17 protein-coding genes are annotated in these 18,089 nt (G+C 46.7%); 5 read left to right on the top strand and 12 right to left on the bottom strand.

Annotation, left to right across the window (positions count from 1 at the left end):
* Window positions 1-343 precede the first annotated feature (343 nt).
* Window positions 344-496: a DUF1540 domain-containing protein gene (locus JNUCC31_RS02315; RefSeq protein ID WP_192268202.1), complete on the top strand. Its 153-nt coding sequence runs from the start codon at window positions 344-346 to the stop codon at window positions 494-496.
* A 207-nt stretch (window positions 497-703) separates the two neighbouring features.
* On the top strand, window positions 704-2,167 hold the full coding sequence (locus JNUCC31_RS02320; protein WP_192268204.1) for a 4-hydroxyphenylacetate 3-hydroxylase family protein: 1,464 nt from the start codon (window positions 704-706) through the stop codon (window positions 2,165-2,167).
* A 16-nt stretch (window positions 2,168-2,183) separates the two neighbouring features.
* Here the strand turns inward: JNUCC31_RS02320 and JNUCC31_RS02325 are convergent, their stop codons facing one another.
* The 3 genes from JNUCC31_RS02325 to JNUCC31_RS02335 are packed head-to-tail and all read right to left on the bottom strand — an operon-like array spanning window position 2,184 to window position 4,064.
* Window positions 2,184-2,753: a nitroreductase family protein gene (locus JNUCC31_RS02325; protein WP_192268206.1), complete on the bottom strand. Its 570-nt coding sequence runs from the start codon at window positions 2,751-2,753 to the stop codon at window positions 2,184-2,186.
* A gap of 49 nt (window positions 2,754-2,802) precedes the next feature.
* On the bottom strand, window positions 2,803-3,606 hold the full coding sequence (locus JNUCC31_RS02330) for a hypothetical protein (protein ID WP_192268208.1): 804 nt from the start codon (window positions 3,604-3,606) through the stop codon (window positions 2,803-2,805).
* Between the two features lie 5 nt (window positions 3,607-3,611).
* Window positions 3,612-4,064, bottom strand: coding sequence for a flavodoxin (locus JNUCC31_RS02335; RefSeq protein ID WP_192268210.1), 453 nt, complete (start codon window positions 4,062-4,064; stop codon window positions 3,612-3,614).
* A gap of 260 nt (window positions 4,065-4,324) precedes the next feature.
* On the opposite strand from JNUCC31_RS02335, the gene JNUCC31_RS02340 reads away from it, so the two are divergent.
* From JNUCC31_RS02340 to JNUCC31_RS02350, 3 genes are all read left to right on the top strand, one after another.
* Window positions 4,325-5,188, top strand: a complete 864-nt coding sequence (locus tag JNUCC31_RS02340; RefSeq protein ID WP_192268212.1) for a class I SAM-dependent methyltransferase — start codon at window positions 4,325-4,327, stop codon at window positions 5,186-5,188.
* Window positions 5,189-5,190: 2 nt separating this feature from the next.
* The gene (locus tag JNUCC31_RS02345; protein ID WP_192268214.1) at window positions 5,191-5,922 is read left to right on the top strand and encodes an RluA family pseudouridine synthase; all 732 of its coding nucleotides are present in this window, start codon (window positions 5,191-5,193) and stop codon (window positions 5,920-5,922) included.
* Window positions 5,923-6,117: 195 nt separating this feature from the next.
* On the top strand, window positions 6,118-6,462 hold the full coding sequence (locus tag JNUCC31_RS02350) for an MGMT family protein (RefSeq protein WP_192268216.1): 345 nt from the start codon (window positions 6,118-6,120) through the stop codon (window positions 6,460-6,462).
* 111 nt (window positions 6,463-6,573) lie between these two features.
* Here JNUCC31_RS02350 and JNUCC31_RS02355 read toward each other — a convergent pair whose 3' ends face one another.
* From JNUCC31_RS02355 to JNUCC31_RS02395, 9 genes are all read right to left on the bottom strand, one after another.
* Window positions 6,574-8,085, bottom strand: a complete 1,512-nt coding sequence (locus tag JNUCC31_RS02355) for a DHA2 family efflux MFS transporter permease subunit (RefSeq protein WP_192268218.1) — start codon at window positions 8,083-8,085, stop codon at window positions 6,574-6,576.
* Window positions 8,082-8,528, bottom strand: coding sequence for a MarR family winged helix-turn-helix transcriptional regulator (locus JNUCC31_RS02360; RefSeq protein ID WP_192268220.1), 447 nt, complete (start codon window positions 8,526-8,528; stop codon window positions 8,082-8,084). Before JNUCC31_RS02360 ends, JNUCC31_RS02355 begins: the two co-directional genes overlap by 4 nt.
* A gap of 233 nt (window positions 8,529-8,761) precedes the next feature.
* Entirely contained in the window at window positions 8,762-9,199 is a 438-nt protein-coding gene (locus tag JNUCC31_RS02365; RefSeq protein WP_192268222.1) for a MarR family winged helix-turn-helix transcriptional regulator, read from the bottom strand.
* 230 nt (window positions 9,200-9,429) lie between these two features.
* Window positions 9,430-11,892 (bottom strand): DNA gyrase subunit A, encoded by a 2,463-nt coding sequence (gene gyrA, locus JNUCC31_RS02370; protein WP_192268224.1) that lies wholly within the window; start codon window positions 11,890-11,892, stop codon window positions 9,430-9,432.
* Window positions 11,893-11,904: 12 nt separating this feature from the next.
* Window positions 11,905-13,884 (bottom strand): DNA topoisomerase IV subunit B, encoded by a 1,980-nt coding sequence (gene parE, locus JNUCC31_RS02375; RefSeq protein ID WP_090900409.1) that lies wholly within the window; start codon window positions 13,882-13,884, stop codon window positions 11,905-11,907.
* A 76-nt stretch (window positions 13,885-13,960) separates the two neighbouring features.
* Window positions 13,961-14,950, bottom strand: coding sequence for an ABC transporter permease (locus JNUCC31_RS02380; RefSeq protein ID WP_192268225.1), 990 nt, complete (start codon window positions 14,948-14,950; stop codon window positions 13,961-13,963).
* The gene (locus JNUCC31_RS02385; RefSeq protein WP_192268227.1) at window positions 14,943-15,908 is read right to left on the bottom strand and encodes an ABC transporter ATP-binding protein; all 966 of its coding nucleotides are present in this window, start codon (window positions 15,906-15,908) and stop codon (window positions 14,943-14,945) included. The genes JNUCC31_RS02380 and JNUCC31_RS02385 overlap by 8 nt, the downstream gene beginning before the upstream one ends.
* On the bottom strand, window positions 15,909-16,775 hold the full coding sequence (locus JNUCC31_RS02390) for a GDSL-type esterase/lipase family protein (protein ID WP_192268229.1): 867 nt from the start codon (window positions 16,773-16,775) through the stop codon (window positions 15,909-15,911). It abuts the gene before it with no gap.
* A 246-nt stretch (window positions 16,776-17,021) separates the two neighbouring features.
* Complete coding sequence (locus JNUCC31_RS02395; protein ID WP_228469458.1) at window positions 17,022-17,795, bottom strand: CAP domain-containing protein; 774 nt, start codon at window positions 17,793-17,795, stop codon at window positions 17,022-17,024.
* Window positions 17,796-18,089 lie beyond the last annotated feature (294 nt).

Genomic DNA, 18,089 nt, shown 5'->3' on the forward strand with positions numbered 1-18,089 from the left:
TACCGGACTATTTTCTTTCTATGTGATCAGACTATTTCCTGTCGTCCTCCCCAAGTTATGGGGTTAGAACACGTGGCATATATTCTGTATACGCATCATTGATTAACTTTTTTGCAGCGGACTACTGGCAATTATGGCTTTTCGCTTGGCCTGGAGTCCAATTTGTTGCAAGAAAAAGTAAAATTTGCTATTCTAAACATGCATCGTTGTGTATAACGCAAAAAAGCCCTCTATTTCCTCGAGAGAGCATAGCATTTTTTCCAGATAGCAAGCGGCAACTTGCATTCTGGGTTTTCTTTTATACCAACGAATGTAAATCCAAACAAAGTGAGGTTTAACAATCATGGCAAAAGACGTATTATGTGAAGTTGATTCCTGTCGTTACTGGGCTCAAGAAAACAAATGCAACGCAACTTCGATCTACATCGTGAGTCACAGTTCCAAACCAGTCAATGAATCCGCTGAAACGGATTGCAAAACGTTTGAAGTGAAATAAGAAATTAATTTTGTTTGTACCAAGTAAAAGGAGCCCCAGCCGGTTCCTTTTTTCTTTTGTATTGTAACAAGAATGATAATTATTATCAAGCTCTTTTATAAAGCTTTCATATTCATTTCTCTCCATGCACAACAGAGTGCCTATTTACGTACACTACGAGAGAAGTCAAACTGCCCATGAACGATTCAATCCAAGAGGTGAGTAACGATGCCCGCTAAAAGTGGCAAACAGTATATTGAACGTATCGATACCCAGACTGTCCCCTGCTGGTACAAAGGAGAACTGGTTACCGGAAAACGCTCTGAACATTTTGCTTTTGCAGGTTTAATGAAAACGCAAGCCAAGCTGTATGATCTTCAGAACGATCCGCAATGGATAGATACAATGACTTATTCCTCCCCAACCGATGGAAAGCCTGTAGGCATGTCCTTTCTGCCTCCAACCAGTGTGGATGATTTGCGCAGGCGTCGTGAAGCGATGAGTGTCTGGTCAGGCATGCATCATGGATTTCTGGGCCGCTCACCCGATTACATGAACACAGCGATCATGGCATTTTATACAGGAGCTGACATTCTTGCCGAGTTATCACCACAATATGTCGAAAATCTAAAAAACTATTATGCCTACTGTCGGGATAATGACATTACGCTCTCCCACGCATTCATTCAGCCCCATGCCAGCAAAATATCGGGACAGTTGGATGCAACCGAAGATGCCATTGCCGCCAAAGTGGTCGAACGGACGAATGAAGGCCTGATTATCAACGGTGCATTCATGATGGCTACCCAGGCTGCAACGTCGGACGAAATTCTAGTGTATCCTTCTCCATCACCGGCTCCATTCGACGATGAAAACCCGTTCGCTTTTGCTTTTGCAGTGCCAAACGACTTGCCGGGAATCAGCCTGATCTGCCGGGATACCTATGCATCCGAATCCAAATTTAACTACCCCCTCAGCTCCAGATATGAAGAGATGGACAACATTGTCATCTTTGATCATGTGCTTGTTCCTCATGATCGGATATTTTTCGCGGGAAATGAAGAAATGTCCTCCCGCTTATTCACCGGAAGCCATTTTCACATCCACGCGGGTCATCAGGTGTTATGTCGCTATATTGCCAAAACGGAATTTGTCCTCGGCACGATCCAGTTACTCGCAGATACGCTCGACCAGGCAGCCGAAACTCACGTAGTGGAGAAAACAGCGCGTGTCCTTGCTGGACTTGAATCCTTAAAAGCATTGGCCGTGGCAGCTGAAGTAGGTGCCATAACGGACGAACGTGGTTTTGTGTTACCTGCCCCGAAACCACTAATGGCCGCCAACCTTCTGTACCCCAAACTGTATCCTGAAATGATTGAAATACTACAACTTTTGGGTTCCAGTGGCGTCATTATGGTGCCTCAGGAAGAAGAGTTTCGCTCAGATATCGCACCACATCTGGATACGTATCTTCGCGGGAGCGACATGGTATCGCAGGAACGTACAGCTTTATTTCGTCTGATCTGGGAGCTAGGGGCAGGATCATTTGGGGGAAGACAGACCCAGTTCGAACGGTTCTTTTTCGGTAATTCAATCACCGTGTCAAACCGGTTGTACTCCGCCAGCTCCAAAGATTATTCGTACCGACAGCTCGTTCGAGATTTTATTACGAATACTGGCACATCGCTATGAACGGTTATACCATCCTTTAGACCAGATGGTCGTATACCGTCATCAGCTCAGAGGCTGGTCTGCTTGCATCGTTATTCCGAAGCACAGACTGGTCTCCGTAACCGATGTGGAATACACCCATTACCTTTTCCTCACTGGTTAACCCCATCAAATTCATAAACACGGGGTGCTGTTGATAATCATTGATCTTCCAGACGGCATTAAGGCCATGTTCCGCTGCCAAGATACAAAAACGTTTGCTCCAGGCTTTTGCAGGCAATACATGGTCCTCGCTGGCCCTTGAAGGAGTCACGACAACCAGATGCGCCGGGATAGCCTCTGTATACTGATATGTAGCCCAATCCCCGTACCGATCTGCCAAATGTGGTGGGTAACTCTGCCTAACCGCCTCCAGATAAAGCTGACGTCCTTCACTGGCGAACAACATAAACCGCCAAGGCTCTGGACTCATCACATACAAAGATGGATCGGCTTCATCCAGTAACCGTCGTATAACCGACTGTGGCACAGGCAACGGACTGAATTCACAAGTTCCTGTACGTTTCTTCTTGCCGCTTGCGGCATCTTGTCCCAAACCGGTAGACATGGCTCTTCACTCCTTAATCTGCGCGATATACCACAATATCCCTCGATCCTTACATCAACCAGTTTTTTTTCGGTTCGATCTCACTTCTCCAGCGATCGACCTCTTCATGGACTCTGGCTTTGTCCTGAACTGTAAATTGATCAGACTCCACCTTCTCTTCGCTCGGAATGCTATCCCGAATCAGTCGAAGATAATCCATCGAACGGACAAGCGATTGACGTCCTGGGATATATCGAATCTTGCGCCCTTCGAGCAAACAATAGATTTCGATCATGCCTGGCAACTTGCCAAATGCTTCCCAGCAGAACGCGCTCACCATATGCTGGTACGCCTCAACAACATTTGGATCATGGACAACCATATATTTTTGGATGAGCAGTGAATCCCAGCCCTCTGGCAGCCAAGCCGTATGGAGGATCATGGACAGATGCATCGACAGGGAAGGAAGTTCCGTTCGCCATTGTTCAAACAGAATGGCCGGATACTTCAGATCATCGTTCATCGCAATGGCGAGCGATAATTCATCCGTAATTTTGTTTTTTACATCCCAGTAATGAAGTACCGATTCGAAGCCGGTTGCCTTTCTGGGCCACCACTTTTCAAGCAGATACTGGACAGGCATCTCTTTGCGCACATCCGAGTCCAAACTGTAAAAAGCGTTGACTGCATGGCTGACTGCATATTGTACATGGTGTCTCCATTGCAGCGGAGCGTACTGCTTTGCCTCCGGTTCCGGGCGGATGAACCGATGCGGGCTGCGCAGCATCTCTTCCAGTCTGTAATCTACAAGCAGCCGTTCCGGGACGTCTGACACTCCTGGCTGCATAGCTGCCTGAACATTATGTCTTAACATGAGTCCTAGGACACCTGTAATCCGGCAGCAGCGAAACGCTTGCCAAAGTCACGGCATGTATCCTTCTCCTGCTCCATCGGACTGTATTCAATCTTTAGCATCTCTGGAAATACCTCCGCCCCACGCTCCACCAGCTTCGCAGCCGCAAGATCTACAGCACCGCAATACTGCTCGTAAGAAGTATCCCCGCTTCCGAACACCGCTGCCCGTTTGCCACTCAAGTCAAGCTCATCCAGCTCTTCGTAAAAATCGAGAAATTCATCTGGCAGTTCACCGTCTCCCCACGTGTACACACCAATGAGGAACCCGTCATAGTCGAGCACATCAGAGGCATTGCAATCCGTGACGGACTTGAGGTCTACTTCATGCCCACCTTGTGTAATGCCTTCCACGATCAGTTCCGCAATCTCTTCCGTATTTCCCGTCATACTTGCATAAGCCACCAACCATTTAGCCATCTATTTTTCCCTCACTTTTTATTGATCCTGTCATACGGTTCCTGAAGAGTAACATTTGAATGTATCAGAATCATAAGTGATAATGATTATCATTGTCAAATTAATTTTCGTTTGTATTCCATTTCAGTATATGGGAATGAAGCAAATTCAACACCTTAAAGGGCACTTCGCCCTTTAAGGCGCCCACCACAACTGGCGTACAGGCCCTTTTTTGTTGTACAATAGTATCCAAATGACTTTTGAAGGATGGATAAATCATTATGTACGTAGCAAAGAACTGGAAGGACTATGAAGTAATTGACACAGGAGGCGGTGAAAAGCTGGAACGTTGGGGCGATGTCATTTTGCGCAGACCCGACCCACAGATTATTTGGCCCCTTGAAAAGGAAACCAATGAATGGCGCCAGGTGCATGGCCATTATCACCGCAGTTCTTCGGGCGGCGGCAGCTGGGATATGAAAAAACCGATCCCGGAACGCTGGACCATCGGATACGAGAACCTGAAATTTCATATTAAACCAACCAGCTTCAAACATACTGGTCTGTTCCCTGAACAAGCGGCCAACTGGAGCTGGATGATGGATAAAATCGCCGGAGCAGGCCGTCCCATCTCTGTACTGAACCTGTTTGCGTATACAGGCGGTGCAACCGTTGCTGCAGCTTACGCCGGTGCTTCGGTTGTACACGTGGATGCGGCCAAAGGAATGGTGCAGTGGGCCAAAGAAAATGTTCAATTATCCGGGCTTGCTGATCGCCCTGTTCGTTTCATTACAGACGATGTATTCAAATTTGTACAGCGCGAACAACGCCGCGGAAATCGATATGACGCTATCATTATGGACCCGCCTTCCTATGGTCGAGGCCCTAACGGGGAGACATGGAAGCTGGAAGAGAACCTCTACCCATTCCTGAAATCGTGTATGACTATTTTGTCGGACAACCCGTTATTCATGCTGGTGAATTCCTACACAACGGGGATCTCCTCCACCGTTCTGCGTAATATGCTGACAATGACGATGTCTGCCCAATATGGCGGTCAAATTACGGCAGGTGAAATTGGCCTCCCCATTACCCGCAGTGGTCTGGATCTGCCTTGCGGCATCTTGGGCCGCTGGGAGTCCTGATCATGTCCGAGCCATTGCAAGGAACCGGTGATATTCCGATTCTGTTTGAGGACAATCACCTGCTGGGCATTACGAAGCCGGTCAATGTACCTACACAGGAAGATGCATCCGGTGACCCGGATTTGCTTACACTGCTGAAACAGGATCTGAAAGAGCGGTATAACAAACCGGGCAACGTCTATCTCGGACTGGTCCATCGTCTTGATCGCCCCGTTGGTGGTGCAATGATTTTTGCCAAAACATCAAAGGCTGCTTCGAGATTATCCGAGATGGTCCGGGGACGTCATTTCCGCAAAATATATGCGGCTGTTGTCCATGGCAAGCTGCCAGCACAGCAAGGAACGTTAAAACATACGCTGCTGAAAGATGCGCGCACCAATACCGTCACTGTTGTGCCCAAAGGCACTACGGGTGGCAAAGACGCCGTTCTGGATTACCGGGTCATCGGTGAAACAGACCGTTATAGTCTGGTTCATATCGAACTGCACACCGGCAGATCTCATCAGATTCGGGTTCAAATGAAGGAAATCGGCTGCCCACTGTTCGGGGATCAGAAATACGGGGCAGGTGTGAATAAGCCGGGACAACAGATTGCACTTTGGTCTGCCATCGCTGCTTTTCCTCACCCCGTAACCAAGGAAGAGGTTGTCCTGCAGTCCCTGCCTCCCCGTGAATTCCCATGGGCAGAGTGGCCGGCTGCTGTGTATGAGAAAACATTTAAAGCGGAACAATAACCAACACACTTTAAAAAATCATTCACAGGATCAAGTCAAATCTGATCGTACACCGTGTCATCCAGATTCCGAATCTGAATGGCACGGTTTTTTGATCTCTTTCCATTCCAGCGATATGATAAACTAGTTTTGTTGGAATTACCACCATACTTAGACCCTATTGGCTTACTCAAATGGAAAGGAAGACTCACTACTATGACACCGTTTACCAAGCAGGTTGTCGCCATCATCGCATCAATCCCTGAGGGAAAAGTCATGACCTATGGTCAGATTGCCGCTCATGCTGGCAGTCCGAGAGCTGCCAGACAGGTTGTACGCATTCTGCATTCGATGAGCCGCAAGGAACGCCTTCCCTGGCACCGTGTCGTCAATGCCAAAGGCCAGATCTCCATTCCCGACGAACATTCTCGTTTGATGCAAGAGACGGAGCTTATTAGCGAAGGTGTTGAATTTCAGATGGATGGGAGCATCAACCTCAGACTCTTCGGTCATGATCCCGGTCCTACCTTCCTCCTTGATCCATCGACCGATGAAAAATAAAGCCAAAATAAGGCATAGCAAAAGAGAGTCCAAGCAGTGTAATCTGCCTGAACTCTCTTCTGCATATATAAAACCTTTATTGGATCAATAATAACTGTAATCTAGGTTAATTTAAGCTGTTGCATTCACTTTTTGTTGCTCTGTTGTAACAGGTTCAGTAGCCGGTTTTGTTTTACGAATAAAGAACGCCAGCAGCAAAGCAACAACAGTCATCGCAGTCGCTACAACAAACGCATAGTTTACGCCGTAGATGGTTGCATCTGCGGTAGCACGCATCATTGCAGCCTTATCATCTGCAGCAATTTGGCCTGTAGCCAAGGTATCTGCCAAATGAGATTTTAGCTTACTACTCATAATTGTAACGAGAATCGCTGTACCAATCGCACCCGCAACTGTACGCAGTGTGTTGGACATCGCTGTACCATGCGCATTCAGGCGCTGTGGCAGCTGATTCAGACCCGCCGTTTGAATCGGCATCATCAACATCGACATACCGAACATACGAGCTGTGTAGATAAACATCATGTAACCATAAGTCGTATCGATCGAGAGTCGGCTAAGGCCCCAAGTGGTGATAGCTGTAATCGCAAGACCGGCAACGGACAACCAGCGTGCTCCAACTTTGTCAAAGATACGACCTGTGATTGGAGACATAATCCCCATCAGAATGGCACCTGGCATCATCAGCAAACCTGATTCAATCGGTGAGAACCCTCGAATATTTTGCAGGAAAATCGGAAGCAAAATCATACCCGCAAACATCGCCATCGTAACGAGCATATTAATAATTGTTGTTAATGTGTACATGTTGTATTTGAAAATACGGAACTCCAAAAGCGGATGATCGGTTGTCATTTGTCGAATAACGAACAGGATCAGGGATATGGCCCCGACGATCAGACATCCGATAACAATAGCACTTCCCCATCCATCTGTCCCCGCATCACTGAAGCCGTACAACAAACTACCAAAACCGAGTGTGGAAAGAATAACCCCTGGATAGTCCAGTTTAGGTTTGGATTGACGTGTTACATTTTTGACAAATGCAATACCAATTGCAGTTGCAATAACCGAGAATGGCAAAATGATATAGAACAACAGTCTCCATGAATAATGCTCCACCACATAACCTGACAGTGTCGGTCCAATGGCCGGAGCAAGAATCATCGCAATCCCCATCGTACCCATGGCCTGACCACGCTTCTCAATTGGGAAGATCGTCAAGAACACAACCGTCATCAGAGGCATCAGTATACCTGCGCCTGCCGCTTGAATAACACGACCTACCATCAGGATACCAAAGGTCGGACTAAGTCCACAGACCAATGTCCCTAATGTAAAGAGGGTCATCGCTGTAATAAAAATTTGACGTGTCGAGAATTTGGCGATCAAATACGCCGTAACCGGAATCAACACACCATTCACGAGCATATAACCGGTAGTCAGCCATTGGGCTTTGTTCGCTCCGATGCCGAGGTCTTCCATGATCTTAGGAAGAGCCACGTTCATCAATGTTTGATTCAGGAAGGCAACAAATGCACCGATTAACAGTGCGGCCACAATCGGGCCTTTCTTGATATTGTCCATCGCTGATGATGGCGCTGCTGCTGCAGTAGTACTCATTGGTTGTTCATCTCTCTTCCTTCTAACTTTTCAATCATTTGATTATGAATTCTTAGCAGATGCTCAAGGTCTTCCTTCGGGATATCCAGAATGGGTGAAACTCGTTCCATCCACAAGTGGTGTGTTTCCTGCTGAGCCTGTTCCCCTTTGTCCGTAATCTGTAGCTTTACGGATCGGCGATCAGAGTCGGAACGCGTACGAACTATGTACTCCCCTTTGACCAAACGTTCCACCACAGCGCTCATGGAACTGCTGCCCATATGACAGAGTTCAGCCACTTCATTAATCCCGATCGAAGGGCGCTCCTTCAAAATGGATAACACCATAAATTGAATCGAAGTGAGCTCAATTTCCTTGTTTTCATTCCAGAATGCACGGAAGAGCATTTGATTGACCTGCCGAAACGAATTGATAATGTAAAATACTTCGTATGTGTCAGACATTAATTCACCCTTTTTACTTATGGAATATAATATTTCGTACACGAAATATCAGGGGAACAATTATTTATTATAACAAAAATAATTACATAGTCAACTCTTTACATATAAAATTTTAGAAATTATTCTTAGTGACTCAAAGGAGGCGATATTTTTAACGTATACATAAATAAAATAACCATAGTCGTCCTGCATGATTCAGCAAGAGTTCCATGGTTACTATAATTCCAATGTAATTAAGATGTAGATAAGGCAGGCTCTTTTGTTTTTGGTGTTGTCATTTTGTTCAGCAGATAGATCAGCAACTGCTGGTTATGCATCGAAATGTTGCTGAGAACGGAATTCATAAATTCATTCCGGATTGTGATCCCCCGTTCGGTCTCCATTCTTCCCTTGTCAGACAGGGATACCCATACAATGCGCCGATCCTGATCATCCCGATCCCTGCGAATCAGTCCATTTTTCTCCATGCGATCCAGCAGCATCGTTACTGCTGCGGGCGTTGTAGCCAAGAAAGGAATCAGGTCGGATGGTTTCATCTTCTCATGGTCCTCAAGAACCTCCAGTACAGCCAACTGAGCCTCCGTTAACGAGGGGGCCAGCTCATGATCCATATGCAGCTTGTAGTCCTTGGTCAGCCTCGACCAGCACTTGGCAAAATCGGAATTATACATCTTGCATCGCTCCTCTCTGCAACCGGTTATCACTTCACCTGCTTAAGTTTTCGCCCTTCAAAGCCGCATTCCTGCTGCCTTTTTTCAATTTCCCAGCGATCGACCGTAATCGACGAAGGTTGTTAAACTTCGCATGGAGGGCATCTTTTAATCCGCGTTTGAACAACAAAAAAAGACTTTCCGCATGACAGGATCAGCCTGTACTGCGAAAAGCCTTGTGTTGATATTTCTTATGAAGATGAAGCTGGCTGATTCTCGTTAAAATCCGTCAGCAGTTCCACGATCTCATCCTGTTTGTCCACATGAACGAGCAATTTACCGATATGCTTCCGCTCAGTAATAGGCACACTTTCAGAAGAAATATGATGTGATTGTCCTTCTTTCGTCATCACCGTTACATTCCGTTGTTCCCGACAATAAAACGCTCCAGCTATGCGGCTGCCGTTCGGCTTCACCCGTTTGCCTTCCTTGAATTCAAATGTTGCCAGCCCCTTGCCGCCACGACTTTGCAGCGCGTAATCCAGCAACAACGAGCGTTTACCGTAACCCAAGTCAGTCAATACAGCGACTTCGCCTTCATCGCCTTCCACCCATAGAGCAGATACAATTTCATCCGTATCTTTTAACTGAATACCACGTACGCCTCCAGACACACGTCCCATCGGATTCACCTCATCTTCACGGAAACGGATGGCCATAGCTTCTTTGGTGATCAACATGATGTCCTTGCCAGCTGTGCTTAGATGAACGGATAATACTTCATCATCCTTGCCCACTTTGCAGGCTGCTACAGCACCGGAACGCTTGGTGACGTATTCCTTCAGCTCGGTACGTTTAACCTGTCCTTTGCGGGTGACAAAGACCAGACTGTGATCCGGTTCTTCGAAAGATTTAACGGCAAGTACACTTGAGATCCGATCATCCTTCGCCAGAGGAATGACGTTGACGATCGCTGTCCCCGGATCTTTCCACTTGAATTCGGGCACCTGGTGGACAGGCAGCAGGAAATACTGCCCTTTCTTCGTAAATACCAGCAGATTCTCAAGGGTGTTCACTTCAAGAACCTGGGCAATATAATCGCCATCCTTCACGCCACTTGCGTTACGTTCCCCGCCGGATCGTGTAAATGACTGCATACCCGTACGCTTGATGTATCCTTCTTTGGACAAGGTAACAAATACATCTTCCGCGTTGACCAGCACTTCCAGATTGACCTTGAGTTCTTCCACTTCACCCTGAATGGCAGAGCGACGGTCTATTCCATACTTTTCGCGAATCTCCATCAATTCTTTGCGGATAACTCCGATCAGCTTGCGATCGCTATCCAGAATGGAGCGTAATTGCGAGATCTTCTTCATTAATTCGCCGAGTTCCTTCTCCAGAGAAGTAATCTCCAGATTGGTCAACCGGTACAATTGCAAAGTCAGAATGGAATCCGCCTGACGTTCCGAGAATCCGAACATCCACATCAGGTTATTTTGAGCATCCTGACGATTTTTCGACGCTTTGATGGCCGCAATGACCTCATCGAGGATGTTAAGAGCCTTTACCAGGCCTTCCAATACATGCGCACGGTCTTCCGCTTTCTCCAGCTCAAAGCGGGTACGGAACGTTACAACCTCACGCTGATGGGCAATATAAGCCTCGAGGATTGATTTCAATCCCAATTGCTGAGGAGCTTTATTCACAATCGCAACCATGTTGAAGTTGTAGGTGACCTGCAGGTCGGTTTTCTTCAGCAAATAAGCCAGAATGCCTTGAGCATCCGCTTCTTTTTTCAGCTCAACCACGATCCGCAGGCCTTCACGCCCACTCTCATCCCGGACTTCGGCAATCCCTTCCACCTTTTTCTCAAGCCGGATGTTTTCCATCGCAGTAACCAGACGGGATTTCACGACCTGATAAGGGATCTCCGTTATAACGATCTGCTGTTTGCCGCCGCGCATATTCTCGATATCGGTTTTGGACCGGATATAGATCCGTCCTTTACCTGTTCGATAGGCATCCAGAATCCCGTCGCCGCCCATGATTAATCCACCTGTTGGAAAATCGGGACCCTTCATGAACATCATGATCTCGTCCAGCTCAATGGATGGCTTCTCCATCACAGCGATACAGGCATCTATGGTTTCACGCAAATTGTGAGGAGGAATCTCCGTTGCAAATCCGGAGGATATTCCGCTCACGCCGTTAACGAGCAAATTGGGATAACGGGATGGCAGTACAACCGGTTCTTTGGCCGTATTATCAAAGTTATCTTTAAAAAGAACGGTCCGTTTCTCGATATCGCGAAGCATCTCCATCGCGATGGGCGACAACCGAGCCTCTGTATAACGCATCGCCGCTGCCGGATCATCATCCTGTGAACCCCAGTTACCATGACCATCCACGAGCATATGACCCATTTTCCATGGTTGTGCCATCCGCACCATACCTTCGTAGATGGAGGAATCCCCGTGAGGATGGTAGTTACCCATAACATCCCCAACCGTTTTGGCTGATTTCCGATACGGTTTCTCCGGAGTATTACCTGAATCGTACATGGCGTATAGAATACGCCGCTGCACGGGCTTCAAACCGTCCCGAACATCGGGAATAGCCCGGTCCTGAATAATGTATTTGGAGTAGCGACCGAAACGGTCCCCTACGACCTCTTCGAGAAAGGCGGGCATAAATTGTTCTGATAGACTCATTCCAAGCACCTTCTATTCTTCGTACTCTGTAAAGTCGACATTCTCTACAATCCAGCGTTTGCGCGGATCAACCTTATCACCCATGAGTGTAGATACACGGCGTTCCGCTTTTGCTGCATCCACTATTTCTACCTTGAGCAATGCGCGCGTTTCCGGATTCATCGTTGTCTCCCACAGTTGATCCGGGTTCATCTCACCAAGTCCTTTATAACGTTGAAGCTCCACATTGTTTCCGAATTCTTTCATGTAATTCGCCAGCTCTTCATCGGTCCAAGCATAACGCACACTCGCCATTTTGCCTGATTTGCGTGTGAGCTTGTACAGCGGTGGCTGAGCGATATATATTTTACCTGCATCAATTAGCGGCTTCATATACCGATAGAAGAAAGTCAGCAACAGGACCTGAATATGTGCGCCATCCGTATCGGCATCCGTCATAATAATGATTTTGGAATAATTGCTGTCTTCAACTGCGAATTCGGTTCCAATTCCTGCTCCGATTGCGGATGTAATGGCACGGTATTCTTCGTTTTTCAGAATATCAGCCAACTTTGCTTTTTCCGGATTAAGGGGTTTGCCCTTAAGCGGCAGAATCGCCTGAATTTTGGAGTCACGTCCCTGTTTGGCTGAACCTCCAGCGGAATCCCCTTCGACGATAAACAATTCATTCCGGGTAAAATCCTTGGATTGAGCCGGAGTCAGCTTGCCATTCAAATTGGAGCTTTCGCTGCGTTTTTTGCCTGTACGCATCTCATCGCGTGCTTTGCGTGCAGCTTCTCTGGCCCTGGAGGCCTGAACTGCCTTACGAATAAGTGTTTGTGCAACCTGCGGGTTTTCTTCCAAAAACCGCTGGATATTCTCGGATACGACAGAATCCACGGCGCTTCGCGCGGAAGCGCTACCGAGTTGGTCCTTCGTTTGGCCTACGAATTCAACCTCCGACATTTTGACGCTGATGACCGCCATCATGCCTTCACGCAGATCATTACCTTCAAGGTTTTTGTCTTTCTCCTTAATCATGCTGGTACGCCGTGCGTAGTCATTCATCACACGTGTATAAGCCGCTCTGAATCCGGTCTCATGTGTACCCCCGCCCCTCGTGGGAATCGAGTTTACGAACGACGCCAGCGTTTCCGTATAACCCGCGTTATACTGGATCGCCACTTCGACCTCAATATCATCCTTCTCCGCATAGAAGTGAATGACATCATGCAGCACATCTTTATTTTCGTTAAGAAAAGCAACAAACTGGCTTGCTCCGCCTTCGTACATGTACTCATCCTGATTGCCTGAACGTTCGTCCTTGAGTACAATTCTCAGACCCGAATTCAGAAAAGCAATTTCCTGAAGACGTTCTGCCAGTGTATCATAATTCAATTGAATCCCGTTCTGGAACACCCGAATATCCGGTTTAAACGTAACTTTGGTACCCGTCCGATTGGTGTTGCCCAATACTTCGAGACCCGACACCGGCTCTCCGACATGTTCAACGCCTTTTTTGTCCTGCCAATATTCGAAACGTTGACGATGTATCTTGCCATCACGGAAAATCTCGACTTCAAGCCATTCGGACAATGCGTTTGTAACTGACGCACCTACACCGTGCAAACCGCCGGATTTTTTATATCCTGATCCACCGAACTTTCCGCCTGCGTGCAAAATCGTAAACACGACCTGGGGAGTGGGAATCCCTGTTTTATGTATGCCTGTCGGAATTCCCCTTCCGTTATCCTGAACCGTAACAGAACCGTCCTTATGCAGCGTGATATCGATTTTGGAGCAGAATTTGGCGAGATGCTCGTCGACAGCGTTATCCACGATTTCCCATACCAAATGATGTAGACCTGAAGTGCTGGTGCTGCCGATGTACATCCCCGGCCGTTTCCGTACCGCTACCAGTCCTTCAAGTACTTGAATGTCGTCCGCGTCGTAGCCTGAAGACCCTTGTCCTCCGCCTGTCGAACCTGCCGACATATCGATTTGCTCGACCATTCATGCTCCCCCTTCTTAACTTGCAACTAAAAAAATGCCTGAAATGCAAACAGATGTTTTCTTATCCTTGTCCATTTTAATTCAAGATATCCCGTTTCGTAAAGACAATGAATGACACAAAGAGTGAAGCAATGCCCCAAACGCTAAGCACAATAAGGGAAAAACCCAAATTCATCCCTTCAATTGGCGGCAATCCGCCAGACAAATAATCCGGTAGTTCGAGATTCACCATAAACAGATATTTCGCTGACTGCCAGGAGGCAGCCATGCTGGTGAGAATGGTTCCTGCGATGAGTGCTGCCATCATAATGACAATACTTGCAGCTGTACTTCGCACTAAGACTGAGACCATGAATGCAAGCATCGCCACAATTACACTGACAAACCAGATCAGTCCAGCCTGCATCAACATGTATAGCCATTGGTCCACAGCATGGACTGCCGACATATCAACATCTGTGCCCACAACCTTGAATCCGGTAAAAATCGGCATGCCGAAACCTTTATATCCGAACACCGCTCCCGATATCACATAACAGATAATGTACGCCGACACCACGATAATTGACACAAACATAATCAGTGTAATGAGCTTGCTCAGCAATACTTTCCAGCGTTTTACCGGTCGGGTTAGGAGCATTTTTATCGTTCCTGTGGTACGCTCACCGGACACCAGGTCGGAAGCAATCGCCATAATGAGCAGCGGGATGAACAGTCCAACGGCGTTATTCATGAATTCCCTCGTAAAAGTTACACCGCCAGGCTCCTTCGGATTGATGTCATTCTCCAGATAGTATTGCATTTGCTGGATGTACACTGTCCTGTACTTTTTGTATTCTTCAGGTACCCGGTCACTGCCAAGCGAGTTCTGATTATCCGTAATAGCCTGTTGCAGTTCCAGCCGCCAGTCGCCACCAAACTTGTCACGATTATTTTCTGCAGATTTCATCTGGGCATACGTAAACATTGGTACCAGGACCGCCAGTACAATAAAAATAATATAAAGACGTTTCTTCTTGACCATCTTGATCGTTTCGTTGCGGATCAGCGGCATAATGTTACTCAATGGATTCACCTTCTGTCATTTTTAAGAATAACTGTTCCAGCGTAGGCTGAATCCGCTGTACGCCTTCAACCTGAATTCCGGCTTGTACCATCTGCTGTACCAGTGCCGGAATCCGATCTTCATGCATTTCAGCAACGACAGCATTCGGACCTAGCCCTGCAACAATGGTATCATCCATAACATCCGCAGGCCGATCTACGAGGGAAACACCTGCATCCAGCAGCATTTTTTTGCCTTCTTCCAGCGGCGTAACATGCCATATTGCCAATTTGGAATGGTCTTCAATCAGTTCATTGACGCCTCCAACTGCCAGCACACGTCCTGCACTGATAATGGCGACTCTGTCACAGAGAAGCTGAATCTCACTGAGCAAATGACTGCTGACGAATACAGCCATACCTTCACTTGCAAGCTGTTTGATAAAGACACGAAGTTCCTTAATCCCTTTGGGGTCAAGTCCATTCGTAGGTTCATCCAGTATCAGCAGTCGCGGGTGTCCAAGCAGAGCCTGTGCAATACCAAGGCGTTGACGCATTCCCAGAGAGTAGGTTCTTACTTTATCATGAATCCGCTGATCGAGCCGCACAATATCCACAACTTCCTGAATACGGTCATTATCCACGCCAGGCTGCATTCGGGCAAAATGCTCCAGGTTCTCCCATCCGGTCAAATATGTGTAGACCTCCGGGTTCTCCACAATGGATCCCACGTATTTCAGGGCTCTTTCAGGATCACGATTTACATCATAACCACAGACTTTAATCTTGCCTTCCGTCGGTTTAATCAGATCGACTAACATCCGGATAGTTGTAGTCTTCCCGGCACCATTGGGTCCCAGAAAGCCAAAAATTTCACCTGGTTTAACGTCAAACGTAACATCCTTAATGATCCACTTGCGTCCAATCTTTTTCTTCAGATGCTGCACGGACAATACGGGATCAGTCTGTTCTTGTGCCATTTATTTTCCGCTCCCTTCTGCTGGAGTCTCTGCCTGATATTCCTGCGCAACCCGAGCGGCAATCTGCTCGTATCCTTCTCCATTGGGATGGAAATGATCTGATGACAGATACTGTCCCAGATGATTTTCAAACAGATCAAATGTAGGCACGAGTGTCATCTTGTCCTCGTTGTTCATAACCTTCAGTGCAGCATTGTTCCATGCTGCTACAACCGCATTTCCCGGCCCTTTGAGTTCTTTCACATCACCAAACGGGTTGTATAGCCCTATGTAGGCAATCTGTGCATCAGGGTTAATTCCTTTCACTTTCTTCAAAATCTCCTGCAAACGCTTCGATGTCTCGGGCAATGCGGCCGCAAGTGTCTCTGCAGTTGGAGGATCTTCTCCCTGTAAGACTTGTCCACCCTGGAACAGATCATTGGCTCCGATCGATAACAGAATAAAGTTGGACTGTTGTAAGACATAACGTACGCCTTTTTCATCCAGCTTGCTCAACAATGCGTCTGTTCTCAAACCGTTCACACCCATATTGTTGAGCACTTGCACATCATATCCCTGATCTTTGAGCAAATTGCCTGCTCTCCTTACAAAACCAAGCCCCTCATCATCCCCCGTACCTCTTGCCAGGGAATCACCGATTACAGCCATTCGAATTTTGCCATCTTTCACCACAGGTGCTGACTGCCCGTTACCCTTCGCAGGTGTCATTGTCTGCTGTCCTTTCCCTAACTTGGCATCTCCCTCTGGAAAAATGACGTCTTTGATGGCATACCCAAATCCAAATAACAGCAGCAATGTTGTCAATATGGATACTGTACTGATGGTTCTCCAGATCCATGGCGCTGAATCAAGATTTCTTTTTTTCATTCATCACATCTCCGCTCATGTACACCTGGCCGGGTACTTAAAATTTAAAATGATTTTACATTAAGATGACGCTTTTTCTAAATAACATAAATGTTCTGTCGTTAATTTGCAAATTTTGCTGTTATATAAGTGGAATTCGGTATCCAATACGTTTTTACACAAAAAAAGCCATGTCACGCACAGCTTCAAGCCGTGATGACATAGCCTTTTTTTGAATTAAACCAGATTATTCTTCAATAAAAATGATTAATTGCCGATAAATTCTTGAGCCCAATATCCGTTGTAATATCCAACACCAATTTTGGTAAAGTTTTTGCTCAGGATATTCGCACGGTGGCCTTCACTATTCATCCAAGCTGTAACAACCTCTTGAGGTGTTTTTTGCCCTTGCGCGATATTCTCGCCAGCATAGCTGTAAGTTACTCCGAATTGTTTCATCATGTCAAACGGAGAACCATAGGTTGGTGATTGGTGGTCAAAATAATTGTTGTTGCTCATATCTTTCGCTTTGGCTAAAGCCACTTTGTCCAAAAGAGCATCGGAAGCCAATGCGCTCAGACCTGCTTTGGCACGTTCAGCGTTAACCAGTTTTACGACCTGAGCTGCAAAATCCGATTGTGTGCTCTCACTGCCACTGTTGTTTGTATTGCCTGTAGTCGTTCCATTTCCAGTATTTGAAGGATCTTTGGCAGGTGTAGTTGCCGGTTTCTTCTCTGGAGTTGGTTTTGCAGGTGTTACCGGTTTTGCAGGTGCTGTCGGTTGAGCAGGTTTAGTGGCTTGATCAGGCTGTGTTGCAGGCTTCTCTACCGTTGTTTGCCCTTCGCCAGTGGATACAGTGTAACCATTATCTTTCAACCATTGTTCAATGTATGCTTTTAGACTCTCTGCACTCGTAATTTTATACGTTGTAGTCTTATATGATACATCTGCAGCAGAAGCGGAAGCAGGGAGCATAATCCCTACGGCAAGTACGGCTGTCAGACTGCTGGTCACGACGGTTTTCATCCATTTCTTCTTCAAATTCAATTCATCTCCTTAGAAATTAGTTATGACAACTTTGTAATTAATACTCTAGGAGTATATCAATTCATAAGTAGAATGTGAACCTATAAAATATGGAAAAGTAACTTTTTTGTCATTTTTAGGACCTCTTTCAAAACAGATCTGACGGTTCAATCCCATTGCATCATCGTCAGGAATCGCTTAAGAACACTGCATATTTAATGATTAATCACATCAATTCAAGAAAAATTGCATAAAAAAACGGCATTCGGACAAAAAACTGCTCGCCGAATGCCATTCACCATCTATTTA

This window comes from Paenibacillus sp. JNUCC-31 (assembly GCF_014844075.1).
Lineage (GTDB): Bacteria > Bacillota > Bacilli > Paenibacillales > Paenibacillaceae > Paenibacillus.